26 protein-coding genes are annotated in these 23,490 nt (G+C 40.6%); 11 read left to right on the top strand and 15 right to left on the bottom strand.

The genetic code is table 11. The features are described 5' to 3' along the window. The first annotated feature begins 23 nt into the window (after nucleotides 1-23). From H5163_RS19435 to H5163_RS19425, 3 genes are read left to right on the top strand one after another with little or no spacing between them, the layout of a single operon-like run. Nucleotides 24-2,750: a CHASE domain-containing protein gene (locus H5163_RS19435; protein ID WP_182735768.1), complete on the top strand. Its 2,727-nt coding sequence runs from the start codon at nucleotides 24-26 to the stop codon at nucleotides 2,748-2,750. After that, nucleotides 2,740-4,104, top strand: coding sequence for a carboxylesterase (locus H5163_RS19430; RefSeq protein WP_145242718.1), 1,365 nt, complete (start codon nucleotides 2,740-2,742; stop codon nucleotides 4,102-4,104). The genes H5163_RS19435 and H5163_RS19430 overlap by 11 nt, the downstream gene beginning before the upstream one ends. Beyond that, entirely contained in the window at nucleotides 4,104-5,246 is a 1,143-nt protein-coding gene (locus H5163_RS19425) for a GNAT family N-acetyltransferase (RefSeq protein ID WP_145242716.1), read from the top strand. The genes H5163_RS19430 and H5163_RS19425 overlap by 1 nt, the downstream gene beginning before the upstream one ends. On the opposite strand, the gene H5163_RS19420 is transcribed toward H5163_RS19425, so the two are convergent. Continuing rightward, a complete protein-coding gene (locus tag H5163_RS19420; RefSeq protein ID WP_149983352.1) occupies nucleotides 5,243-5,833 on the bottom strand; it encodes a DUF938 domain-containing protein in 591 nt (196 codons plus the stop codon). The genes H5163_RS19425 and H5163_RS19420 overlap by 4 nt on opposite strands. A 198-nt stretch (nucleotides 5,834-6,031) precedes the next feature. Here H5163_RS19420 and H5163_RS19415 point away from each other — a divergent pair, with 198 nt between their 5' ends. The 5 genes from H5163_RS19415 (at nucleotide 6,032) to H5163_RS19395 (ending at nucleotide 9,064) form a co-directional block, all read left to right on the top strand. Beyond that, nucleotides 6,032-6,211 carry a hypothetical protein gene (locus tag H5163_RS19415; protein ID WP_145242712.1) on the top strand — a complete coding sequence of 60 codons (180 nt, stop codon included), beginning with the start codon at nucleotides 6,032-6,034 and terminating at the stop codon, nucleotides 6,209-6,211. A 98-nt stretch (nucleotides 6,212-6,309) separates the two neighbouring features. Next, nucleotides 6,310-6,675 carry a hypothetical protein gene (locus H5163_RS19410; protein ID WP_257325145.1) on the top strand — a complete coding sequence of 122 codons (366 nt, stop codon included), beginning with the start codon at nucleotides 6,310-6,312 and terminating at the stop codon, nucleotides 6,673-6,675. An 8-nt stretch (nucleotides 6,676-6,683) separates the two neighbouring features. After that, on the top strand, nucleotides 6,684-8,060 hold the full coding sequence (locus tag H5163_RS19405) for a lyase family protein (RefSeq protein ID WP_145242710.1): 1,377 nt from the start codon (nucleotides 6,684-6,686) through the stop codon (nucleotides 8,058-8,060). 117 nt (nucleotides 8,061-8,177) lie between these two features. Next, nucleotides 8,178-8,654, top strand: a complete 477-nt coding sequence (locus H5163_RS19400) for a hypothetical protein (protein WP_182735767.1) — start codon at nucleotides 8,178-8,180, stop codon at nucleotides 8,652-8,654. A gap of 11 nt (nucleotides 8,655-8,665) precedes the next feature. Further along, the gene (locus H5163_RS19395; RefSeq protein ID WP_145242706.1) at nucleotides 8,666-9,064 is read left to right on the top strand and encodes a hypothetical protein; all 399 of its coding nucleotides are present in this window, start codon (nucleotides 8,666-8,668) and stop codon (nucleotides 9,062-9,064) included. A gap of 19 nt (nucleotides 9,065-9,083) precedes the next feature. On the opposite strand, the gene H5163_RS19390 is transcribed toward H5163_RS19395, so the two are convergent. The 12 genes from H5163_RS19390 to H5163_RS19335 all read right to left on the bottom strand — a co-directional run bounded on the left by H5163_RS19390 (nucleotide 9,084) and on the right by H5163_RS19335 (nucleotide 18,184). Further along, nucleotides 9,084-9,269, bottom strand: coding sequence for a hypothetical protein (locus H5163_RS19390; RefSeq protein ID WP_145242705.1), 186 nt, complete (start codon nucleotides 9,267-9,269; stop codon nucleotides 9,084-9,086). Nucleotides 9,270-9,332: 63 nt separating this feature from the next. Then, nucleotides 9,333-9,650, bottom strand: coding sequence for a hypothetical protein (locus H5163_RS19385; RefSeq protein ID WP_145242704.1), 318 nt, complete (start codon nucleotides 9,648-9,650; stop codon nucleotides 9,333-9,335). Beyond that, the gene (locus H5163_RS19380; RefSeq protein WP_182732568.1) at nucleotides 9,647-10,285 is read right to left on the bottom strand and encodes a hypothetical protein; all 639 of its coding nucleotides are present in this window, start codon (nucleotides 10,283-10,285) and stop codon (nucleotides 9,647-9,649) included. Before H5163_RS19380 ends, H5163_RS19385 begins: the two co-directional genes overlap by 4 nt. 65 nt (nucleotides 10,286-10,350) lie before the next feature. Further along, on the bottom strand, nucleotides 10,351-11,043 hold the full coding sequence (locus tag H5163_RS19375) for a PspA/IM30 family protein (RefSeq protein WP_145242702.1): 693 nt from the start codon (nucleotides 11,041-11,043) through the stop codon (nucleotides 10,351-10,353). Between the two features lie 30 nt (nucleotides 11,044-11,073). Next, nucleotides 11,074-11,487 carry a YjfI family protein gene (locus H5163_RS19370; RefSeq protein ID WP_145242701.1) on the bottom strand — a complete coding sequence of 138 codons (414 nt, stop codon included), beginning with the start codon at nucleotides 11,485-11,487 and terminating at the stop codon, nucleotides 11,074-11,076. A gap of 79 nt (nucleotides 11,488-11,566) precedes the next feature. Next, the gene (locus tag H5163_RS19365; protein WP_182719303.1) at nucleotides 11,567-13,288 is read right to left on the bottom strand and encodes a polyamine aminopropyltransferase; all 1,722 of its coding nucleotides are present in this window, start codon (nucleotides 13,286-13,288) and stop codon (nucleotides 11,567-11,569) included. Nucleotides 13,289-13,291: 3 nt separating this feature from the next. Next, nucleotides 13,292-14,191 (bottom strand): DUF350 domain-containing protein, encoded by a 900-nt coding sequence (locus H5163_RS19360; RefSeq protein ID WP_145242699.1) that lies wholly within the window; start codon nucleotides 14,189-14,191, stop codon nucleotides 13,292-13,294. A 38-nt stretch (nucleotides 14,192-14,229) separates the two neighbouring features. Then, a complete protein-coding gene (locus H5163_RS19355; RefSeq protein ID WP_145242697.1) occupies nucleotides 14,230-15,162 on the bottom strand; it encodes a CHAD domain-containing protein in 933 nt (310 codons plus the stop codon). 190 nt (nucleotides 15,163-15,352) lie between these two features. Further along, complete coding sequence (gene nhaA / locus H5163_RS19350) at nucleotides 15,353-16,699, bottom strand: Na+/H+ antiporter NhaA (protein ID WP_182735766.1); 1,347 nt, start codon at nucleotides 16,697-16,699, stop codon at nucleotides 15,353-15,355. Nucleotides 16,700-16,796: 97 nt separating this feature from the next. Further along, the gene (locus H5163_RS19345) at nucleotides 16,797-17,459 is read right to left on the bottom strand and encodes a sterol desaturase family protein (protein ID WP_220494606.1); all 663 of its coding nucleotides are present in this window, start codon (nucleotides 17,457-17,459) and stop codon (nucleotides 16,797-16,799) included. A 51-nt stretch (nucleotides 17,460-17,510) separates the two neighbouring features. Continuing rightward, nucleotides 17,511-17,732: a hypothetical protein gene (locus tag H5163_RS19340; protein ID WP_182735765.1), complete on the bottom strand. Its 222-nt coding sequence runs from the start codon at nucleotides 17,730-17,732 to the stop codon at nucleotides 17,511-17,513. Nucleotides 17,733-17,746: 14 nt separating this feature from the next. Beyond that, entirely contained in the window at nucleotides 17,747-18,184 is a 438-nt protein-coding gene (locus H5163_RS19335) for a hypothetical protein (RefSeq protein ID WP_182735764.1), read from the bottom strand. Between the two features lie 370 nt (nucleotides 18,185-18,554). Here H5163_RS19335 and H5163_RS19330 point away from each other — a divergent pair, with 370 nt between their 5' ends. Beyond that, nucleotides 18,555-18,746 (top strand): hypothetical protein, encoded by a 192-nt coding sequence (locus tag H5163_RS19330; protein ID WP_182735763.1) that lies wholly within the window; start codon nucleotides 18,555-18,557, stop codon nucleotides 18,744-18,746. 61 nt (nucleotides 18,747-18,807) lie between these two features. On the opposite strand, the gene H5163_RS19325 is transcribed toward H5163_RS19330, so the two are convergent. Continuing rightward, nucleotides 18,808-20,169: a DUF2254 domain-containing protein gene (locus H5163_RS19325; protein WP_182735762.1), complete on the bottom strand. Its 1,362-nt coding sequence runs from the start codon at nucleotides 20,167-20,169 to the stop codon at nucleotides 18,808-18,810. A 322-nt stretch (nucleotides 20,170-20,491) separates the two neighbouring features. Here H5163_RS19325 and H5163_RS19320 point away from each other — a divergent pair, with 322 nt between their 5' ends. Further along, on the top strand, nucleotides 20,492-20,638 hold the full coding sequence (locus tag H5163_RS19320) for a lmo0937 family membrane protein (RefSeq protein WP_182735761.1): 147 nt from the start codon (nucleotides 20,492-20,494) through the stop codon (nucleotides 20,636-20,638). Nucleotides 20,639-20,824: 186 nt separating this feature from the next. On the opposite strand, the gene H5163_RS19315 is transcribed toward H5163_RS19320, so the two are convergent. Continuing rightward, nucleotides 20,825-21,286, bottom strand: coding sequence for a hypothetical protein (locus tag H5163_RS19315; RefSeq protein WP_259398282.1), 462 nt, complete (start codon nucleotides 21,284-21,286; stop codon nucleotides 20,825-20,827). 631 nt (nucleotides 21,287-21,917) lie between these two features. Here H5163_RS19315 and H5163_RS19310 point away from each other — a divergent pair. After that, nucleotides 21,918-23,039 (top strand): fatty acid desaturase, encoded by a 1,122-nt coding sequence (locus H5163_RS19310; RefSeq protein ID WP_182735760.1) that lies wholly within the window; start codon nucleotides 21,918-21,920, stop codon nucleotides 23,037-23,039. Nucleotides 23,040-23,490 lie beyond the last annotated feature (451 nt).

Raw genomic sequence — 23,490 nt, 5'->3', positions numbered from 1 at the left:
AATAATATTTAACAAGGATGCATGTGAAGATTTTTCGTTCAACATCCAGTTCTTTTGTTTTTTACATATCGTTTGCTATTGCTTATTTTGCAACTGGTAAGTTATTAACTAATTTTGCCTTTCAATCACAAGTCATCCCTATTTGGCTCCCTGCTGGTATTGCCTTAGTTGGCTGTTTTATCTGGTGGTGGCGTTTTATTCCGGCATTATTTATTGCCTCTGTCGCCTTTAATTTAAGTACCGGTGATAACGCGATCACTGATCAGGTTTTAATTGGCAATACATTACAACAAGTACTGCTAATCGGCTTAGGCGCCGTATTACAAGGCATGATTGGCGCTGCTCTTTTAAAGTACTGGCTAGGCCATCCGCTGTATTTAAAACAACGCCAATCTATTATTTATTTTATTTTTATAGTCGGTATTGTCGTCAGCCTCATATCGGCCAATATTGGAGTCTATGCTTTAAGTCAATTTAATCCCGCCTACAGCATTGATAATCATTGGAATAATGTTACTTATTGGTGGTTAGGTGACTCACTCGGCGTTCTAATCGCAACCCCCTTTTTATTGGCGTTATTACAGCCTAAATTTAAACGACACTACGTCACCCCATTGCCAACCATCGCAGTCTGCTCGGTATTATTCGTCTCTGTAGCCTTAACCACTAAGCTATACAACCAAGAGACTTATTCAAATGCGATACAAATTGCCAAGCGTGAAACATCTATCATTGAAAACAGTTTACTGCGCAATTTAAACCTTAGCCAAATAACCGTACAAAGCCTTGCGAGCCAAATCCAATCAACACCAACTTTAAGTCAGCAAGAGTTTGATAGCTACAGTGCCCAATTACTGGCTGAGCATTCATTTATTAAAGCATTTTCATGGAATCGCAAAATTCCCCCAGCTCAGGTCAGTGATTTTAACAAGCAGCTCGATGAAATTTATAATTCATATAACTTTGATCCGAGTATTAAAGGAGCGCCATTATCAAACGACGATCCATTAGTTATTATTACCTATATCGCTCCTTTTGCAGAAAATCAATCCGCTATTGGTTTTAACCTCAATTCTCGTAAAGATCGCCGTGAGACTTTACTCGACCCACGCATCAAAAATCGCCCTGTAGGCACTAAAATAATTCAATTAGTGCAAGCACAAAAACCTGAACCCGCTTATTTATTATTTGCTCCTGTGTATCAACAAAACAATGAGATTGCCTCAATTAAAGGCTACGCAACAGGTGTATTTTTAGTGGAAAACATACTTGCTCAATCACTCACGCAAGCACAAAATAAGATGTTTAATATCGCTATTTATGAAGCCAATGCTACCAACCCGTTTTATTCAAACGCCGAAAATGTGCCGACCAAAAGCAATAAGCTTACAACCATCACGATTAATTTTGCAGGGCAAACATGGCTAGTTGATTTAACGATTAAAGATGAGTTCCTACCGCATCAAACTAATCACATGACACTCTTTTTAATTATTCTACAGGTCATTGTAAGCTCACTTATTTTACTGGTATTACTGTTATTCAATCATCAACATATTGCTCTATCGCGCTTAGTAGCGGAACGTACTCGCTCGCTTGTCAGAGCTAAAAAGCAATCTGATTTAGCGAATCAGGCTAAAAGCCGGTTTTTAGCCAATATGAGTCATGAAATTCGTACGCCGCTTAATGCGGTGATCGGTTTTTCAACCTTAGCTAAAAGTGAAGATAGCGCTGAAATTCTCACCGGTTATCTAAATAAAATTAATTTAGCGTCTAAATCATTGTTAAGTTTAATCAATGATGTACTCGATATCTCTAAAATTGAATCACAAAAGCTCACCTTGGAAGTCGCTCCTTTTGATTTAAATGCTCTTCTTGCTCGGATTAGTAGTATGTTCGAACAAAGCGCTGAACAAAAAGGCATTCACTGGAAGGTTGATAACCAATTACCAACTGATATTTGGTTTGAAGGTGATGTTATGCGAATTGAGCAAATTTTATTAAACCTATGTAGTAACGCCATTAAGTTTACCTGCGAAGGTGAAGTAAGTGTTAGCGCATACTGTAAGGAGATCACCGATAAACGTAGGCAAATTACCTTGGCTATTAAGGACTCTGGTATTGGCATTGCGCCATCAGAGCAAAGTAAATTATTTGATGCATTCACCCAAGCTGATAATTCCACATCACGCAAGTTTGGTGGCACCGGGCTTGGCTTAACAATCGCAAAAGAACTTAGTTTGCTAATGTCTGGAGACATCAGCGTACAAAGCGAGCCAGGTAAAGGCTCCACATTTACCCTGTCTGTCGAGTTAAATACGTGCGCTGCGCAACAAGTAACGGTAAAGCACACACAACAGCATGTTGATTTAAGCAAACTAAAAATACTGGTTGCAGAAGATAACAGCGTCAATCAATTAGTAATAAAAGCAATGCTTAGCTCTTTAGGGATCACCCCAACACTGGTTGAAAATGGCGAATTAGCAGTAGAGCAAGTTAAAATAAATGACTTCGATTTAGTGTTAATGGATTGCCAAATGCCTATTATGGACGGTTACCAAGCCACCGCCTTGATACGTCAAATTAAAAGTACTGAACAATTACCCGTCATTGCCTTAACCGCTGATGTAATGCCTGAGGATAAAGCCAATGCCTTAGCAATTGGTTTTAATCAGCATCTTGCAAAACCCCTCGAACTCGATAAGCTAACCGAGTGCCTAATCAATTATGTAGATGTTTATGAGCCTTAATGGAATATTACTAACTCTCACTTTATTAACAACCTCTAGCCTTGCTATCGGCCAAACCAACTGCGTTACTCAGTTGACTGATTTAAACTATATTATGAACAGCAAAAAGCAGGGCTTATTACGGTTTGAAAAAAGCAATGCTAATACGGATTTTTCCTATCAAAGTGAGCAAGCATTTAGTGATTATTTAAGCTTTGCATACCAACATATTTTAGCGGCAAACCCTCGCGCATCAATGCCTTGCCCTGTTTTAACTGATACCTATCAGCTTTTAGTTAAACAACAGCAACGTACTAGCCCCCCTAATATAGTTGATCTTATAGCGCCATTTGAATTACGCCAAAATAACAACCACAAAGCGGTTCTATTGATTCATGGGCTTACCGACTCTCCATTTACCTATCATGACTTGGCACAGATTTACTTTCAACAGGGCTATACCGTACGTACTTTGCTGTTACCAGGCCATGGCACCGCAGCTGATGCACTAAGTAGTATTAATGCCAAACAATGGCAGCAAGCTGTTGACTATGCTATCAAGCGCACTATCAAAGATTTTGATCAAGTGATTTTAGGTGGCTACTCTACAGGTGCAGCCCTGTTACTCAATTATCTAACTGTCAAGCCCGCTAACCCAAAAATAACCGCACTGATGCTGTTTTCGCCCGCCACTGAACCACATAATAAAAATGGTTGGCTGGCGAAGTGGATTGATCGTATTCCCTTTGTGAATTGGATAGATAAAGACGCCGATATTGATTTTGCTAAATATGAGTCGTTTCCATTTAATGCCGCAACCGCAGCCGACGATGCTATGCGCTCAATTGCGTTACCAGAACTAATCGAGCGTCAATTACCAAACTTAGCTATTTTTTCAGTAATGAGTGATGTAGATACCACCATTGATACCCGCGCATCGCTGCTATTATTAAGCGCCTTACATGATGTAAAGATACGCCCTGCAAATAGCTTAGATACTTTGGTTTATTACGGTGATAAAACAACCATTACCAGTGATTTTCCAAAAGACTACAGGGTATTAAATCCACAGTGCAAAAATGCAACCTGTAAAAACATTCATGGTATTTCTCATATTGCCGTAGTTAACTCACCTGATAACCCTTACTACGGTATTGCTGGCGCTTATCGCAATTGCGGCAGTTACCTCGATGATGATACTTTGTATAAGCAATGTAAAACGACCGAAAAACCTAATATTGGCGAGCGTACTGCAGAAAATATTGCAGCATTTCCAACCTTTCAACGTCTGACTTACAACCCTTACTTTACTGAGCAAGCACTCTATATAAAACAGTTTATAAAGCAGGTTGAAGGCTCGCAGGACAATCAATAATGAGTATATTTAGTCACCGCTGGTTAACCAGTATCAGTGCAATAGATGCCGCTGTTTGGCAGCAGTTTTTTGCCGATAATCCATTTACTGATCATGCATTTTTATTTGCATTAGAACAAAGCCAATGCGTATCAGCCGCGTCTGGTTGGCAACCGCAACATTTAGCCATTTACCAAAATGATACTTTGGTGGCATTAGCACCCGGCTATCTAAAAAGTCACTCTTATGGCGAATATGTATTTGATTGGGCATGGGCTGAAGCTTACCAGCAACATGGTTTAGAATATTACCCTAAGTGGTTATCTGGCTCACCGTTTAGCCCTATTGAAGGTCAACGCCTCTCGATTGCACACTCACACCCAGAACAAGTATATCAGTACATTACACAGACTTTAACAGCTCAATGTGAGCAACAAGGTTGGTCTGGCTGGCACATTAACTTTTGCTCGCAACAGCAAGCCTCTCAACTCACACCACATCAAGGTATGCATCGTATTGGCGTGCAGTTTCAATGGCAAAATCAAAACTACGCTACTTTTGACGATTTTTTAGCGCAGTTAACTGCACGAAAACGTAAAGTATTGAAAAAAGAACGTAATAAAATAACCCAGCAAAATATTAGTATTAAATGGCTGCAAGGTGAACAGATAACTAAAGCTGTGATGAGCCAGTTTTGCGAGTTTTATCAACGCACTTATTTAAAACGCTCTGGCCACATGGGTTATTTAAATCATGACTTTTTTATTTTGTTACATGCCTTAATGGCCGATAAACTGGTGATCATGCATGCCATCCATGCTCACGAAGTGGTCGCTGCAACACTGAGCTTTAAAAATAATGACACACTATACGGGCGCTATTGGGGAGCTATAGCAGAAATTGATTGCCTGCACTTTGAGCTTTGCTATTACCAAGGTATTGAATATTGTATTAAACATCAGCTTCAGTGTTTTCACTCAGGTGCGCAGGGCGAGCATAAAATAGCACGAGGTTTTGCACCGGTATTTACTCACTCCGTACATGCCGTAATGGATGCTACTTTTAGTCCTGCGATAGCAGATTACTTACAACGTGAGCGTCAGCATATGCGCATCTATCATCAGCAATGCACTGAATTATTACCTTTTAAGATTGATAACTAATGACGTTTAAAAATCAATAACTGATTATTAGCAGGCATCGCAATATCATCAACAAGCATTAACCCTGCTTGCTCAGCTAATTGCTGTACCCATTCGAAATCACGAATGCCACTTTGGCAGTCTTGCTGATTTAAAAATTCATCAAAACGCTGATTACTTTCACTGGTAAAGTTGCCGTTGTATTTAAATGGGCCATAAATACACACGAGACCTTTTGACGCTAAATGCTTATTAACACCAGTAAAAAATTGCTCAACTAACGGTTTGCTGACGATGTGTAACGTATTAGCAGTATAAATAGCATCAACGGTATTTATTGGCCAAGGGCGATTTAGATCTAACTCTACTGGTGCGTGCAAGTTATCTAGCTTTGCTTCATCAAGCCACTGTTTAATACCATTATGATTAACCAAGCGATCACTGGTATGCCATTGTAAGTGAGGCAAATTAGCAGCGAAGTGCACGCTGTGTTGCCCCGTACCTGATCCCACCTCTAACACACTCTCGACTTGTGCTAAATATGCTGTGATGACGCTTAATATTGGATTTTTATTATTTTCACACGCTTGCGAGAAAGGTTTCGTCATATATATTTCCAAGCATCTCAATACAGATGCACCAAGATTGGTAAAGTATGCCCATTAGTAAAGCAAATCTTGCAACAGATGTCGCTATTAAATAATTAATTTTATATAAAAACTATATAATTCAAAGTAATAAAAAAAATATTGAGCATGGTATGAGTTATGCATTTATCTAATTGAATCAACCAAACGGAGAAGATTATGTATATATCACCTTATACCGCCCTAGACGCTGCAATTGCGGCAAGTGAAAAACCAGTAACAGATAAAATAGGCTGTGATGAACGTGCCACTGTAATTGATTTACTATCGCAAACAAATCAACAAAATCAGGCGTTAATACATGAAACAGACCAAATATTTATTCTTGGCTACAATTAAAAAACTCACCTTCCGCCAATATTTACAATTTGTGACTTGCACCGAAACCGATTAACTGTAATGATAATAATTATCATTACAGTTAATCGGTTTTTCTTATGCATGAACATCACGCTATGCTTTATTATCAACAGCAAATGAAATGTATTTGCCCGCGACCTGGGCTACATGCGCCAGCTTTAGTGGCAAATTACATTGAAGCTGGCCTGAGTGCTGCACGTCATTACGAAAAAAACCACAGTCTATTGCTGCAAGAACTCTATCTAAGACGCACTTTCCATGAAATCCTCAACAAAATGTGCGACTCTTTAGTCCATTGTGCAATTCGCAAACAATGTTTAGAGCAACTTTATAAACCGTTACTGGCATTAAAGCGCTTTTATAGAAGTCATAATAGTATCAAGAAATACCTGATACTAGAGCGTGAAGCCCGTATTCTCAGTCACGAATTTAACCCTTTCTAGGAGTTTTCATGAGCGAATTTAGAACCGAATCAGATAGTATGGGCGAATTACAAGTCCCTACAGATGCACTTTATCAAGCGCAAACTCAACGTGCTGTAAATAACTTTCGCATTAGCGATTTAGTAATGCCAAAACAGTTTATTACCGCTCTTGCTTATATCAAACAGGCCGCAGCGCAAAGCAACTACGAGCTAGGTCATCTCAGTAAAAATAAAGCACAGTTAATCGAGCGCGCATGCCAAGAGATCATTGATGGCGAACATTTAGAACACTTCCCTATTGATATATTTCAAACAGGGTCAGGTACTAGCACTAATATGAATGCTAATGAGGTGATTGCAACTTTAGCAAGTCGTTATGGTGATGAGGTTATCCATCCCAACGACGACGTAAACATGGGGCAAAGCTCTAACGACGTGATCCCTACCACTATTGCTGTAAGCAGTGTAATTAACGTGGTGTATGAACTATTTCCGGCGCTGGATCAGCTATCACAAACGTTGGAGCGCAAAAAGTCAGAAATAGGTGAAATCGTAAAAACGGGTCGAACTCATTTGATGGATGCTATGCCAGTGACATTTGCGCAAATTCTAGGGTCTTGGCAACACCAAGTTGATAGTGCAATGGCAGGGATCCGCTATAGCCTTGAGGGGGTATCTGCTTTAGCGCAAGGAGGCACAGCCGTTGGTACTGGTATAAATGCCGATCCCCTGTTTGCTGAGCAATTTTGTAAAAATCTCAGTGCCAACGTCGGCGTACGCTTTGTGCCAAGCAAGAACTTTTTTTATAACATAGGTTCGCAAGACACCATTGTCGCTTTATCAGGGCAGCTAAAAGTACTCGCGGTTGCACAAATGAAGATAGCAAACGACCTACGTTGGATGAATTCAGGTCCACTAGCTGGCCTTGGTGAAATCGAACTAGAAGCTTTACAACCCGGTTCATCAATTATGCCCGGTAAAGTAAATCCTGTGATCCCTGAAGCGGCAGCCATGGTTAGTGCACAAGTGATTGGTAATGACGCAACTATTACTGTTGCAGGTCAATCAGGTAACTTCGAACTCAATGTAATGTTACCAGTAATAGCTTACAATATTTTGCAAAGTATTGAGTTACTAGCAAATAGTAGCCAAGCATTAGCTGATAAAGCGATTCGATCCTTTAAAGTGAAACACACAAATATCGACAAAGCACTCGCCAAAAACCCCATATTAGTGACCGCGCTTAATCCAGTCATTGGTTATGCTAAAGCAGCTAAAATTGCCAAACAAGCATATCAAGATGGCCGTCCAATTCTTGATGTTGCTGAGCAAGAAACTGACCTATCACGTAGTGAGCTGGAAGCTTTACTCAATCCCGCAAAATTAACCCAAGGCGGACTATAAAAATATTAAACCCGTCCTTAGCGTCGGGTTTAACCTTTGAATGCCATAGTTTTTATTGCTGTGTTATCTGCAAAGTGTATGATGGTGGTTACTTGTTCACCACTATGAAGGTTTATCATGCGCTTATTTATTATCGCGCTTCTACTGCCGTTATGTTTATCGGCTTGTTCTGATGCTGCGACCCCGAATAACAACCAACTTAGCCCGGCTCCTGCAGCGCTAGTTAAAAATAATCAAGCGACTAAGTTAAATCCGCAAACAGAAGTTCCGGCAACAAGAGATAACATTAAAAAGGTCCACCAGCAATTACAGACACAAATTGCAGATCTAAACTGCGATAACAGCTCTCAATGTAAAGTATTATCGGTTGGTAGCCGTGCGTGCGGCGGCCCTAGTAGCTATATTGTTTACTCTAATAAAACGGCAAATGAGCAAGCCGTTGAAAAGTTAACTCAGCAGATCACCAGCCTTGAAAGCCAATTTAATGCACAGAACAAGATGATCAGTATTTGTCAGCACCTGACTGCCCCTGCGGCTCAGTGTATTGAAAATAAATGTGTTAAACTAGAAAGCTCTGCGACAAGTGTTTATTAAGGGAAACCAATATGAGTCGTTCATCATATTCTAAATTTTTAGTAACAACAGCCAGTTTGCTGATCCTCAGTGGTTGTGTCAGCACTTCTGACTCAACACCAGCAAACGGCAATACAAATGTATCTAAATTAAATAGCGCATTGGCTGAGTTGGTGCAAGATAATAGCTGTACCGCGAGTTTTCAATGTAAGGTGCTTGAAGTAGGCCAACGCGCCTGTGGTGGTCCAAGCCGCTATGTAGTGTACTCAACCTTGCACACACAACAAGAAAATGCAGAACAGTTAGCGGATCAAATTACTCAGCAAGAAACTGCCGATAATAAAACCAATGGTTTAAATGATTGTTTACCGGTTTTACCTGTGCAAGCATTATGTATTGATCAGCAATGCCAGTCGTTTGAGCTAAAATAGTCGCTCTGCTGCAACCGCGCTATACCAATAATGGGATCAGCGCGGAAATTACCACGACCGCCACAATACAAATCCCCGCTTTAAAAATAAAATGCATCGGCATCTGCTTTTTAACCCAATAGGCATAAATAAACCGTAAGAAATAACTCGCTGCCGTGCCAAACAAAGCAAAAATTAGTAGATAGGCGATTAAAATAATATTCACAACAACTCATTATTTGATAATTTAAGCCCTAAGTGTAAGGGCTTAATAATCAGAAGGCAAAACCTAGCGTTTACTAGTTCGAGCAATCAGTAACTCAGCAACTTGCTGTTTTACTGCCCGCTTATCATCTGGGGCAACGCCAAAGCGTTCAGCAAGTAATGCTATTTCTTCATCATTAAGGTTAAATGATAAACGTTGACGCGTTTTTTTTGATTTAACCTCAAGTGATAAAATTTTGCGGATCATATCGGATGGCGTTAGCTCTTGATCAATGGCTTGCTTTTTTATCGATTTTTGCACTTCACTGCTAAGATCAAACGCCATTTGCGTGGCTCTTACAGCCTGCTCCTGACGTAACCATTTATCTTTTGCATTACTCACTGCGCATCTCCAGGGAACAGATCAACAATGTCTGTGATTGGTCGGGTTAAAGTGAGTGATACTTCAGTTTCTCCACCATCCCAAATCTCAATGTTTAAACCATGGCTCCCATCGCTCGACTCAAGGCAAATCATTTCGCATGGTTCGCCACCTTCTTGCTCATAGCGTGGTAATGGCTGGCTACGATAATCTTTATTATGAAAATAACACACAAATGGTGATTCACTTTGTTGATAGCTTTTAGCTAAAAACTGCATGTAACGCTCTGGTATATTTTTCACTTCTAAGTAGGTTAAATCGTCTTCGTCAAAGATGCGCGCAAACTCATCCAGTGTGAAGATTTCATCCACTTCATCACGTTGGATTTTGATTGAAAAATTCGCCCACTCTTCACCATCGCTGCGCTCTATTTGCAAAAAAACCACCTTGCCAGCATCACTTTCAAGTACTAGCTCATAATCAGCACTGTGCTGATATTGATAAGTTTGCACATCGGTAACGCGCAATGTTTGCCCTTTTAGCCAACTTGGGTAAGCAAACGAATCAATCACTGTGAACATATCACCTTTTTTAAGTTCACTAGGGTGATTTAATTGGCGTTCAGGGGCTTTTTTAGACTTAAAGAAGTTAAACATAGACTGCCTCATAAGCAAAAAAGGTAACTTATAATAAGTTACCTTTTAATAATCGTAATTGCGCGTTAGCCGTTTTGCTTCGCTTTAATACGCGCCAAGATATCTGCACTTTTTGGATTGCTATCACCAATTCCAGCTTCAGCCATTTTAGCTTTAAGATCATCGCCATTAGTGTCAGCTTCAAGTACTTTAGCAGCACCAAGCTGGTCACTACGATCTTGTTGACGTTGCTTAATACGCTCAAGTGATTGGCGTGCATTCGTCATCGACGAGCTATTAGTATTAAGTGTGCTATTTACTGCCATTGTTGCTTGTTGCACGCTTTCAGTGGTTTTAACCATAGTAAGCTGACGTTGGTTTTCTTTGATCGATTTTTCAGCATCTTTTACTTGCTGCTTCAACGTTACAATGTGATTGCTAAAACCAGCTAACACTTGATCATGCTCTGCTTTTTCAGCTTCAAAGTCGCCAATTTTCTCAGCAATTTCTAGCGCTAACGGTTCATTACCTTTTTCAAGTGCTTGACCTGCATACGCTTCGTGCTCAGCAATTGAGGCATCTAATGCGCTAATCTTACGCTTCGTTTGCATTTCTTTAGCCATCACTTCAGTTAGGCTTTTTTTAGCACGCTGCAGCGCGTTTTGCGCATCAGCAATTTCTTGTTCAAAGATACGAATCCCATTCGCGTCAACAATTGCTTCGCCCGCTTCACGCGCGCCGCCACGTACTGCTGTAAATAACTTTTTTAAAATACTCATAATCTTAACTCCACTTAAAATAGCTAGCTGTTAATCGTTTAAATAAATGGTTACCGCTTCTAATGCATCAATGGCATTATCAGCTAAAGTAACTAGCTCATGGGTAATATCATCAAACGATGAATTAACCGACAAAGCACCAAAGATTGCATATTTATCATCAATCTTCGCAAATGCACTCAGCGGGATTGGTACATTCAAACGTAATAAGGTTTCATTCAACTCATCACGTAGTTCAGGCTTCACTTCCTCATCAGCGAACAAATAGCTAATACATAACAGCTGCTCTTGTGTCTGAGTAACAAAAATAGGAAGCTCATCATTGCCATCTACTATGACTTGCAACACATCTTGCTCGCCTGGATTGGCAATCAAGAAAGACTCAAAGTTAGCGCCTTCAGTTTCAAAAGATGCTAGTTTTATTGAAAGTTCATTTAATTCCATGTCTCTGCCTTTTGTCATTTGACATATTATGTCTGAGTTAAGATTCGCATGGTCGACATATTATGTCAACCATGATTTATTAATTTTTATACAATTCGCTTTCTATCTGCCATGCACTACGATAATAATCATATAAAGTACCTGAGCCTAATTGATTGACTTCAATATCATTTATTTGTTCAAAATAATGATTGGGGAATACGAATGCTGCCAATAAATATTTTTTACTGATCCATCTAGAAGCAACTGGTAAGCTTGTTATATCGCTAATTCTCGCACTTGCAGATTGACCTGTGGTGGTTGCAATCGTCCATCCCCATTGTCCAAATGATGGAATATTTTGCTGGTATTGCTCAACATGCTTAAAACCTGCCGCTTTGACTGTTTTACCAATACTTAAAAATGCTTTTTTAGCATGATAAGGCGAAGTTGACTGCACAGCCATTGCACCATCTGCGGCTAGTAATTGACGGATATGATTATAAAAATAGTCACTGTACATTTTATTTAAATCGGGATGATTCGGATCAGGTAAGTCAATAATGATGGTATCAAAACGCTTACCTTCATCAAGTAACCGCTCTACTTCAAGAAAAGCATCACCCACTTTAATATGCGATCGAGGATCAGCCATTGAGTGCTTATTAAGTTTAGTTAAGCGCTCATGAATAGCTGCCGGAGGATTAAATTCATCGTCATCATGACCAAATAAACTAAGTAACTGGGCATCTAAATCAATTAAGGTGACTTCTTTAACAGGCCACTTCAATACGTCTCTTAGCGCTAACCCATCACCACCGCCTATAATCAATACATTATCGTGACGGTTCGAGGCTAATAATGGCGGATACACTAACATTGAATGATAAATTTGTTCATCAATGCTAGAAAACTGTAAGCGGCCGTTTAAGTAAAGATCGGTAATTGGATCGGGTTGATTGCGGCTCAATCGCTCGGTTAACACCAGATGCTGATACTTAGTCGCTTCAGAATAAATAACTTTATCCTTATAAAGCACATTACTTAAATCTTTCATCCAGCTACTACCAAGCATTAAAATAAAACCAAATAACACCAGTAAAGCGATATGACATACCAGTAATAGTTTGGCGTAACGGACATAGCTATGATAACGCCATAAGAATGCCAAACCTGCGATAATATTAAATAGCGCAGTCCATGCTGCAGCCTGCATGATTGGCATAGCCAACATAATGCTAACCCAAATAGCCGCTCCAATACCTGCACCTATATAGTCGGCACCGTAGATCGTGCCAGCATTATTTTCTAAGAAACGACCATAAACATGCTGACGTATGCGAGCGATAAGTGGAATTTCCATACCGATTAATAGACCTAACAATAAGCCAAATACATAAGGAAGGAATCGTGACCACTCTTGGAGTTTTTGAAATATATAGCCGTTAAGAATTACATCAGCTGGTAGATTAAAAATGTCAGAAAAAATATGCGGTAAAGAATAACTAACAGCAATAACGCTGGCTATAGCTAAGATACAGCCCATACCAACAAGTGCAATAAGACTTTCAAGCCAAGCAAAGGCGGTAAAGGCATCCTTAAACCAACGCGCTAAAAAAGCCCCTATACCCATTGCTACGATCATAGTGCCTATCATCGCATAAATAGCGCTCTCTACAGAGCCTAAAACTCGTCCGGCATAATGAGATAGCAGATATTCATAAATAAGGCCACACCCAGCGAGTATGGCCATAACAGTAATTAATAAAAAATCATGCCCAAGTAAGGAGTACTTACTTGGGCTTTGCTTAGAATGTGACAAGTTTTACGCGCCTAATAGAGTTGCCATGGTAATGCCCACAGCAAACGAGATTGCCGCTGAAATAGTTGCTACACCCACATTTTTTTGACGGTTCACTTCGTCTGATATATCGCAACCTGAAAGGATAATTTTAATCGTAATTAAATGCAGTACGATAAATGCAATTAAACTAACCAAAGCGCTAATCGCCCAGAAAATCAAGCTGGTGTTAATGCTATCTGCAGCATAAGGCGCGATACCTGAAGCCGCAGTAAGCGCAAGCGCGCTACCGATTAAAAAGCCAGCATAGCGAATACCAACAGCCAAGTTACCGTCAACAATTGCTTGTTGTAGGCAATCTCCACTTCGGTTAGTACGCTTAAATAGTTGTACGCGATACTGGCTCACGAGCAATAACGCAATGCTACCAATAATAAACGCTGCTATAACGATTGGTAAACCATGCCAGCCTTCTGTAGCCACCCAAAATAGCGCTGAGCGAATCACGATTGCCACACTCACAACATGACCAAAATCAATCACCGCGGCAGTTACATTACCCTTCACTATTTCATCATGTAAGCTGACCTTGCGCAGTGCCACTTTATCTTGAAAAAAGTGCCCAAGCTTTATTAGCACAATAGCTAACAAACCATAAGCTGCCATTTGCAATGCTTCTTGCTGTAAGCTCACTGCAAATGCACCACTGCTTACACCCGTCAGCACAATTGCTAAAGCAACTAAGCCAGCAGCAAAGCTAATACCAAACGCAAAATTATCACGCTCAGTGATCTCATCATTGGCATGTAAGTTAGATACCCAACCTTTGATATATTTAAGGCTCACAAACAGTGCAATAATAATCGCAAAATCAATCGCGATTGCTTGTAGTGACCACATAGTTATTCCATTAAATTCGTACATATTCTTTAAACTCCAACACTAAATCTTTAAATAGCCGTTTACTTACCGCGACTGACACCGCGAGAGGTTCTATTATTGCTGTTTCTGACCGATCCCGAGTCTTTACTATAGCTACTGGTTTTGGAGTAACTACTGCGACTTTTTGGTGGTGTATAACTGCTACGACTTAACCCAGAAGCCCCAGTTTTTTTAGATGCATAAGGGCTTGTGAATTGCTTACCTTGGCGTTGATACGATTGCTTAGTACGTGTTTCAACGGCGGTTTGTGCTTTAATTTGCTTAGGGCTAGAATAACGCGCACGACCATAATCATTATAATAACTATACTTACGGCGCTTGCTCCAACTACCATATTCAACACGATCAAATACATCACCTAAAATGCGGTACATGCCATACCACTGCCAAAAGCTGATACCGCTACTGTTAGTTTGCCAATTACCATAATTAGGATTGCCGACTAACTGGTTGCCTTCACCAACCCCTTCAGCCTGCTGACTGATTGCACCGACACGCGCAAGCGAGCCACCCGACATATCAGCAAGCATATTAATAGGATCGGTCAAAGCATCCGAAAATAAAGCGGGCTTTGCAGCATCTCGCAACAAATCAATATTTTGCAGTGTTTCATCGTAAGGAGGAATAAGGTAAGTACTTTTGATATCAGCTAAGCGTTGTTGCAAACCTGAGTAAAGCGGGCCTTTTCGAGTTGCATCTTGCACGAGCACGCCAGCAATTTTAGCTAGCTCTGGCTTTTCATTGCTAAGTATACGGCCATATTCGCTTAATAAAGCGGCATTACGAATTGAGCCGTTATCTAAGGCACTACCAAGTCCTGCTAACTCAACTTCAGCTTTAGCTATAGATTGTTTAATTGTTTCTTGTAACTGCTCTTCTTTCGATTGACAGCCCATAAGTAAGCTTACCAAACAAAATAAACTGATAAGTTTCCAAGCTTTTATATTCGACATTCATGTCACCTGATTTACTAAATTAACCCAGCTAGTTTTACACAGCTCAGAAAGTAAACCAAGGAGGAAATTGCAACAAATGATGATTATGCAAGTTTGTATTCTTATATAGAGTACGGGTTTGCGTTTACTTATTAAAGGAGGCGAATTTGTAGTCCTTTATAATCCGATAATATCCTTAAGTAGCACCTTACTTAACAGCCTTCTTTGCGGCAATAAACCGAAGAAAAAACGCCCCCAAAATTGCACATAATAATGAAGCCACTAGTATCGATGATTTTGCACTGTGTAGGTACTCGGCTTGATTCTCAAAACCCAAGGTGGCTATAAATGTTGACATAGTAAAGCCTATACCGGCAATTAATGAAACACCTATAACATGCTGAAAACTAACCCCCTTAGGTAAACAGCCAATATTGTAATGCAGACCCAGCCAACAGGCGCCAGAAATACCAATAAATTTGCCAACAACAAGCCCCGTAACAATTCCAAGTCCGACGGGGTGTTGTAGACTTTCGGTAAACGAAGAAAAGCTAAAGGGAATACCTGCGTTAGCTAGCACAAACAAAGGCAAAATAAATAATGCGACTGGTAACTCCAAGGCGTCCTCCCAACGACGTAAAGGTGTACCTGCGCTTTCTGCAAAATCACGCACTTCCATTATATGTTTATGATCCATTCCACTTCCGAGAACATCTACCGGGTTTGACTTTTTCTGCATAGCGCTAATTATTGCCTGAGCGCAAACGAGGAGTTTTTCTGATGTTAGTTTCGGTCTTGCTGGCACAGTAAAAGCAATGGCAACACCGGCGAGTGTCGGGTGAACTCCGGATTGAAGCATTACCCACCAAGCTACAATGCCGACAATGATATAAAAGTATCGTTGCCGTATCCCTGCATAATTGCCCAATCCCAATATTACAATCAGAGCAAGCGAGCATGATAGAAGTAAAATAGACACATTATCTGCGTAAAATATTGCAATCACCAAAATGGCCCCAACATCATCGACGATAGCAAGACCCACCAGAAAAGCAATTAGACTAGCGGGAATATGTTTTCTAACAATAGTAAGAACAGCTAGCGCGAAGGCGGTATCCGTTGCAATAGGAATACCCCAGCCAATTGCAGAATCAAGGGACCAGTTGAACATCACATAAATGGCGGCCGGACAAACCATCCCGCCAATTGCGCAAAGGATCAGCATGCTGCGATTTTCTTTTTTGGCTAGATCGCCCACCAGTATTTCACGTTTAATCTCAAGCCCAAGGAGAAAGAAAAATATCACCATTAAACCGTCATTAATGATGTGTTTGAGAGATGTTTCTAATTTAAAATCACCGAGAGAAATTGCAATTGATGTTTCTTTCAGGTTTTGGTAAGTCGCAGAATAATCTGAATTAGCCAACCATAGGGCTAAGATAGTCGCGAGTAAAAGAAACCAGCTTGCTGTTGTTTGCGCGCTGACAAAGCTTGAAAAAGGCGTTTGGATTTTTTCAAGTCCACGCTGCAGCGTATTCTTTGAGTCATCATTCATTGGTTTGAGTTAATATAAAGGCCAAGCAGCACAAAGCACTGCTAACTACTTTCGAATATCCTAGCATTTTATTGCCCCTCATATGCTTACTGTAAAGTTACTTTTTACGTCGGTGGGCACTGCCAAAAACATGATCCCAGAAACCGCTTGTAACACCAAAACAAACCGGCTGATCATTGTTGCAATGGTGCTGAGCATGCCAGCGTTTGCATTGCTTTAACCAAGCATTATCTGCTCTGCAATAGTGGGTAACATGGTGCATGATGGAGTAGATAAAATAACCGAATACAACCCCGAGAGTCAGTGCGCAAGCTTGCTGTAAATTATCAAATAAGAGCAGATAAGGAAGAAATACTAGCGTCGCGATCAACATCATACTCATAATTGTGGGCGTGCAGATTAACGCATTTGGCTGTTGATGATGTTCATCATGCCATCTGCTAAATGGCTGCAGGGCGTGCATCACAAAACGGTGTAATACATATTCAATAAGGGTCCAGCTAACCAGCCCTAAGCCTACAAGAGCCACTATTTCTAGCCATTGCCCATATTGCCCTGTCAGTAATAAGAATGCCGCCAACACCAAAACCGTGATGCCATATAGCACGAAATCGGCTCGATACGCCGCCTCACTATGTTTCATACTAAAAAGGCTCATTAATTTCCTCTTGTCTTTGATAAAAATCTTCAATTTTACTGCAAACGTATTAGAGGCGAGCTTAAAAAATGATTTTGCTCCTTTGTATATATTGATTGGCACGTCCTCTAGCTTACAAAATATCACGACAATATCGTGTAAAGTGTGTTGCTATTAGTGGCTTTGCTTTATTGGAATATTTTCAAGCAGTTTTTTGATCGTGATATTGCTGCTTAGCTTCGCCAAGTCAATGAGATAGCTTTTTTCAAGTTCTTGCATCGCTTGGTTACCTAATAATTCTTTGACCAGACCCTCTTCATTATTTGCTATGGCGGTCTCTAAAGCCATAAAGTTCGCGATACCGTGTTCATTTTTATCAGTTTTGTTAGATTCCATTTATTTACTCTTTATCATTGTTCGTTTATAAATTTAGTCTCAGTGGCCGATTCAACACGTATTGCCTTTTGTGCCTCAAGAAGCAACTTTGTTTTTTCAACATCAGTCGATTGGCAATCTACACAAAGCAGTGCACCGCCCTTTACTAACTCATCCAGAATGATTTGATGATCAGAATCTGGGACGACTAAGCCAAATACAGCCCCTAATATTCCACCACCGGATGCACCAAAACCACCACCGGCCATGGCGGCAACAACCGGACCTGAAGCCAATAGCCCAATACCTCCTGTAGCAACCGAACCAACTGCGGCTAAGCCACCGACAATTAATCCTAAAGCGCCTCCGGTTGCAGCACCTATTATTGTCATTTCAGGTAGCTTGGTATTTTCGCTGATAGAAAATGAATCTTTGTCAATATTTTCAGCGGTAATAAGACTCATCTTTTTCACATTTACTCCTTTTATTTCAAGAGTTTCAATACTAGACCTTACTTGACTTGGTTTTTTAAATAAGCCTATAACAGTCGTTTTCATAATTTTATGACCCCACTCACTAAATTTTATTATTTGAATGTTATGGTTTTGGCATAGCTCATAACCCTTGGTTACTATAAACAAACTACTGACAAGGTCTGTTCGTTAACGAACAGACCTGCAAAACATCATAGTACAAGCTAGCAGTTTGAAGCTTTTGTAGTATCAAGCGATTATCTCGCTGGCAGTATCAACAGGAGAATTAGCATGCAACCACTTAACTATCAGAGCGAGGAAATGATAGCTCCAAATACCATGATAAGTATGCATACGATGATGTTTGAACATGAATAAACCACCCGACTTTAAAGGTTGGGCTGTATTTGCGCTCGGCCTGTTCTTTATCCTATTCGGCTTACCGATGGTAATTGGTGGTAGTTGGTTAGTCATACTTGGCGGCTCAGGCTCACAAAATATCACTAGCTTTTTATCGCAAGAGAAAGTCTATGCCTTTAGAGCTATGCTTGGATTAGCCTAATGCCTAAAAACGTAGTCCAAAGTAAAATGCCCCTTTTAAAATGCCCCTTTGCTTTTTTGATTTAGTGATGCAAAGCATGATCTTCGCGCGAAAAGTCTGCTTGAACGTACAAGGTGTGTTTCACTTTCAATAGCAAATTATCGACTTGCTCTCGTTCGTTTTTGCATTTTATGGATCGCTTGCTCAGTTCGCCAATCAACGTCACTTGCTGATCAAGTGCGCTTAAGTTACCACGTCGATGTGTAAGGCTTGCAATACAATCAAGCGAATTAAGTAGACATTTAACTATGACAACATTGCCCTCTGCGTTGCCTCGAATCTGGTTAATAGCTTGTGCTAACAGCTTTTCAAAACTTGGAGCGATGACGACTAAACGCAATGATTGCGACTCATAGCGATACCGTGAAGGAAATTGTCGCCCAGCCAGCCGAGCCAAAATAGCAGTAAGATAATCCACGCACATCACTGCAGTAGAAGTATCGTTGACGCCAGGAGAAAGCGCTTTTATTGCCATATCTTCTATTTGCCTGATGCCAAAAGCGGGATCCTGTTTCACTGTCCGATGACGACTAATGCTGTAAGCAGCATTCAGTGCATTTATTAATGTTTGCTCCGGAGGGTAAGTGAGAGCGAGGGATACTAGCGGTGTATCTTGTACCAAAAACTCACCAATACCGCGCTCCATGCGAACAATTGTTCTATTGAGACAAGCCTCACTCAGCAAGGTATCTAGATTAACATCTTGAATGTAACCGCTCTTTTTTGCCGGCACGGGGTACCACGTCCGTTCATCTAATGATTCTGCCAACGGATCATTAGGTTCGTTTTCTTTCTCATAATCACTCTTTATTGGCAACAAGCGGTCAATAGCAGCATTTGTCTCCTGCGCTACAGAGGCGATAATGCTAGATGCTTGGATAGATGATGCAATGTGATGAATAAAGTAGATAAGTACGACCACACCGACTAGCGACATCACAAACGCAAAGAAAACCGCTAGACTCGGAACAAATTGTTCAATATCGCCATTGCCAGTTCCGCGAATCGTTCGAAGCACGATCAAACAATACGCAAAAATACTCGCAAAAACACCCAGTGTAGATTGAGTTACGCGACTACGCATAAAATTTCTTAAAATACGCGAGGTGTACTGTCCCGATGCAAGTACAAGTGCCAGCAAAGTCATAGAGAAAGTAATACTCATAATGGTCATCATCGAACCCGCCAAGGTCGATAGAATTTGACGTGCGCCTTGTGCTTCCACGCCAAAAAAACGTGGCCAGCGGTTTAGCCATTGGGTAAAACCACCATAATCGAGTTCGATTAATAGGATAGCAAAGGCCATAGTCACAGTAACCATCATCGACGGTAGAAACCAGAAGCTAGCGCGCAAATTATCCCATTGCAGTCTTACCTTTTGCATGCTTGAGCTCCAGAGTCGAATTACAGTTTTATGGTCAATGTTATGAATTAATGCAGTTTGATTTAACAACTGCGACAACAAAACTCATTAACTTGAAAAGAGCATTGAGTTTTATACCAATAACACTGAACTCTCTGTACGTTGGCACACTCATGTAGATAGATGATTGATGCGATGGTATTAAATAATACTATTATCGTCTCAGTATGTTGGTTAGCGAACCGTCGTGAAGTATCTGGATAGATAATATGGTTGGTGTAAATAGTTTCGAATCCTCGACTATTACAAACGACCAGCCCATTAAAGTTTAGGAAAACATATTATGTTATATACTATTGCTGCAGTACTTTTGATTCTTTGGCTTATTGGTTTAGTAACCGCATTCACTGGAGGAGGCTTAATTCACACCCTGCTAGTGATCGCAATCATCATGGTAATTTACCAAGTCATTAGAGGCCGAAAAGTCTGACCACTCTCGTCGACAAATCCGAAATAGCCCTCTTCGGGGGTAAAAACAGTTTGACCACCTATTTAGAAGCTTTTCGGCAATAGACAAGGTAGCACTGCCTATCCGTAATATGACTAAGTAAATCATTAATACTCACGCTATTATTCTGCCGTGAGTCGTCACTTCAAGGGTCAGCGTAGGCGTTGTTTAATCAGTCGCAAGACTCTTTAAGGCATTAGTGATCTCGCTCATTCGCGCCGTGTTCACCTTACCATGAACCTGCGATACCAGATTACCGTTCTTGTCCAGCACGACAATGACGGCTTGTTCGCTATCAGATGGTACACCCAACGCGTTTTCCATAATCTGTGAGTTCAAAATCCAGGTTTGATCGTGGTAGCGCTTTGGAATTTTTTCTTTCGCACGACCAATAGCATCTTGTTCAGACATAAAAAATGGTAAATTGACGGCCAACACGTCACGAACCCGATATTTGCTTTGATCTATCTCTGAGCGTAATGTGTCGGCCCATTCCCGTGTTGATTCTGCTGCATTGCGAGACGGAGTAAGTATTAGCAGTGTGGGTTGACCTATCAGTTTATCACTGTCGACTTTTTCCCCGCCGAGCGTCGTCGCCATAAACGACGGCCATGGCCCATCGCCTGCCATAGCGAGCGGTCCACAAAAAATGAGTATCGCGAGTAGGGTCAGTTTAATAATACGCGAGGGTTTTGAGCACAAAAGTGCTTCTGGTATCGCTAATCTGTATATCATCATATTCCTCATCTTAGTTATAGTAACCCGAGCAAATTAGAGTCAAACAGATAAATCGCGGATTCAGTGTAACATGCGCACACATCAACTTGCTTCTCAGGCGGTATAGTTACAACTTAAAAGTAAACTGTGTTCTTCAATTATACCTAATCAGAGTGCACCTAATAATACATGAGAACTGTTCGCTACCTCACATAAGCCCCTTCGAAACCAATCGCCATCAAGCCGATGAATATATTTACTCTAATGTTCGCTCTACAAAAGCGGTATTTCTCATTTAAAGACCTATATTGAATCTGGTAACTGCTAGTTAATTTGCCACCTCACAAGAATGAATGGGGTGGCTAAACCTTTGTTGGTTCGCTAACGCACCGACAAAATAATCGTACTCAGTAAAATAAAAAACTTCGGAATTAAAAAGACATAGTCACCATGCATTTTTATGGGGCTAAACATATGCAGTTACCCCAGATGCACTGTATGAATTCAGTCACCTATTTAAACCTATCATTGGAATCATAATTTTATGAAAAAACCTCCAATTATTTGGCTAACCACCCTGCTATTTAGCATTACGTTTATATCAGCTTTGTTGTTAGTACCTTGGCGTGGTGTAACCCACGGCTTTGATGGAATTGAATGGCTTGCGTTTGTGATCTTCACCTATGCAAGTGGTTTATCGATAACGGCGGGTTATCACCGATTATGGTCACATAAAAGCTATAAAGCGCATCCTGTCATCCGTTTCTTATACGCTTTAGGCGGCGCGTTGGCATTACAGAACAGCGCATTACATTGGTGTAGCGATCACAGGGTTCACCACAGACATGTAGATAACAATGAGAAAGATCCTTACTCAGCTCAAAAAGGGTTTTGGTATAGCCACATAGGCTGGATGCTACGTGAATACCATGCAAGTAGTTATAGTAACTACAACAACGTGCGTGATTTACAAAAAGACGCCATCGTTATGTGGCAACACAAATACTACTTAACCTTAGTAATAGTAATGAATATTGGTTTGCCTGCTTTTTTAGGTTGGCTTAACGGCGATATACTATCAATGCTGCTCATCGCAGGGCTATTACGATTAGTGGTCGTGCATCACAGTACTTTCTTTATTAATTCATTAGCTCATATGTGGGGGGAGCAGCCCTATACCGATAAAAATTCAGCCAGAGATAATGCCTTTATTGCGCTACTAACCTACGGTGAGGGGTATCATAACTTTCATCACGTATTTGAAAATGATTACCGCAATGGCACAAAGTGGTGGCATTACGACCCGACAAAATGGCTAATCAAACTAATGAGTTTGATGCACTTAACCAGTGACTTACGCAAAGTATCACAACAACGAATTGAGAATGTGCGTCTAAAAATGCAGCTTTCTCGGGTAAAACATCAAGTCGTTAACTTACCTAACTGTAATGCGCTCATTAAAAAAATTGAAATGGAGCATAAAGTTATGAAAAGTAAATTACTCGAATACTATGAAGCCAAAAAGAACCTATTAGAAGCAAAACATAAAAAAGGCGCGGTGCAAAAATTACAACAACAGGTTCAATTATTACGTAAGCAGTTTATTGCTCAACAACGTCATTGGGCTGAATTTACCGCTACCTTCGCGATAAAGGTGGCGGGTTAATAATCGTAATATAAAAGCTTAGAAAAGTCGGGGTGTCCACAGCGATAGAGTATGCATTAGGCTCTGATCTATTATCTTCCTTTAACCTATTACCTTTCACCTCGAACCTTTATTTTTACTTTATTCCAGACGTAAAAAAGCCCGACTATTGCTAGTCGGGCTTTCTCTTATTTGGAGCTTGGTGATGTCGTAGTGCCCACAGCGGTAGAGAGCCACATAGCAAATGCGACACTATCTTTGTGCCGGAGCGGCCACTACTGAGTTCACCATGGGGTCTTGGCTTGGTGTTTTTACTTTATTCCAGACAACAAAAAACCCGTCACATTGCTGTAACGGGTTTCTCTTATTTGGAGCCTGGCAATGTCCTACTTTCACATAGCAAATGCTACACTATCATCGGCGCTGTTTCGTTTCACTACTGAGTTCGGCATGGGGTCAGGTGGGTCCAAAA

Origin of the sequence: Pseudoalteromonas sp. SG44-8, assembly GCF_014164125.1 — a bacterium.
GTDB classification, from domain to species: Bacteria; Pseudomonadota; Gammaproteobacteria; order Enterobacterales; family Alteromonadaceae; genus Pseudoalteromonas; species Pseudoalteromonas rhizosphaerae.
Note: the sequence above shows the minus strand (reverse complement) of the source record. Positions and strands in the feature narration are given on the sequence as shown.

What these genes read in the sequence shown, in the direction of transcription:
- H5163_RS19430 (WP_145242718.1), top strand. Translation starts at nt 2,740, where the DNA reads ATGAGCCTTAATGGAATATTACTAACTCTCACTTTATTAACAACCTCT.
- H5163_RS19425 (WP_145242716.1), top strand. Translation starts at nt 4,104, where the DNA reads ATGAGTATATTTAGTCACCGCTGGTTAACCAGTATCAGTGCAATAGAT.
- H5163_RS19420 (WP_149983352.1), bottom strand. Translation starts at nt 5,833, where the DNA reads ATGACGAAACCTTTCTCGCAAGCGTGTGAAAATAATAAAAATCCAATA.
- H5163_RS19415 (WP_145242712.1), top strand. Translation starts at nt 6,032, where the DNA reads ATGTATATATCACCTTATACCGCCCTAGACGCTGCAATTGCGGCAAGT.
- H5163_RS19410 (WP_257325145.1), top strand. Translation starts at nt 6,310, where the DNA reads ATGCATGAACATCACGCTATGCTTTATTATCAACAGCAAATGAAATGT.
- H5163_RS19405 (WP_145242710.1), top strand. Translation starts at nt 6,684, where the DNA reads ATGAGCGAATTTAGAACCGAATCAGATAGTATGGGCGAATTACAAGTC.
- H5163_RS19400 (WP_182735767.1), top strand. Translation starts at nt 8,178, where the DNA reads ATGCGCTTATTTATTATCGCGCTTCTACTGCCGTTATGTTTATCGGCT.
- H5163_RS19395 (WP_145242706.1), top strand. Translation starts at nt 8,666, where the DNA reads ATGAGTCGTTCATCATATTCTAAATTTTTAGTAACAACAGCCAGTTTG.
- H5163_RS19380 (WP_182732568.1), bottom strand. Translation starts at nt 10,285, where the DNA reads ATGTTTAACTTCTTTAAGTCTAAAAAAGCCCCTGAACGCCAATTAAAT.
- H5163_RS19375 (WP_145242702.1), bottom strand. Translation starts at nt 11,043, where the DNA reads ATGAGTATTTTAAAAAAGTTATTTACAGCAGTACGTGGCGGCGCGCGT.
- H5163_RS19370 (WP_145242701.1), bottom strand. Translation starts at nt 11,487, where the DNA reads ATGGAATTAAATGAACTTTCAATAAAACTAGCATCTTTTGAAACTGAA.
- H5163_RS19360 (WP_145242699.1), bottom strand. Translation starts at nt 14,191, where the DNA reads ATGTACGAATTTAATGGAATAACTATGTGGTCACTACAAGCAATCGCG.
- H5163_RS19355 (WP_145242697.1), bottom strand. Translation starts at nt 15,162, where the DNA reads ATGTCGAATATAAAAGCTTGGAAACTTATCAGTTTATTTTGTTTGGTA.
- nhaA (WP_182735766.1), bottom strand. Translation starts at nt 16,699, where the DNA reads ATGAATGATGACTCAAAGAATACGCTGCAGCGTGGACTTGAAAAAATC.
- H5163_RS19340 (WP_182735765.1), bottom strand. Translation starts at nt 17,732, where the DNA reads ATGGAATCTAACAAAACTGATAAAAATGAACACGGTATCGCGAACTTT.
- H5163_RS19330 (WP_182735763.1), top strand. Translation starts at nt 18,555, where the DNA reads ATGAATAAACCACCCGACTTTAAAGGTTGGGCTGTATTTGCGCTCGGC.
- H5163_RS19325 (WP_182735762.1), bottom strand. Translation starts at nt 20,169, where the DNA reads ATGCAAAAGGTAAGACTGCAATGGGATAATTTGCGCGCTAGCTTCTGG.
- H5163_RS19320 (WP_182735761.1), top strand. Translation starts at nt 20,492, where the DNA reads ATGTTATATACTATTGCTGCAGTACTTTTGATTCTTTGGCTTATTGGT.
- H5163_RS19315 (WP_259398282.1), bottom strand. Translation starts at nt 21,286, where the DNA reads ATGGCAGGCGATGGGCCATGGCCGTCGTTTATGGCGACGACGCTCGGC.
- H5163_RS19310 (WP_182735760.1), top strand. Translation starts at nt 21,918, where the DNA reads ATGAAAAAACCTCCAATTATTTGGCTAACCACCCTGCTATTTAGCATT.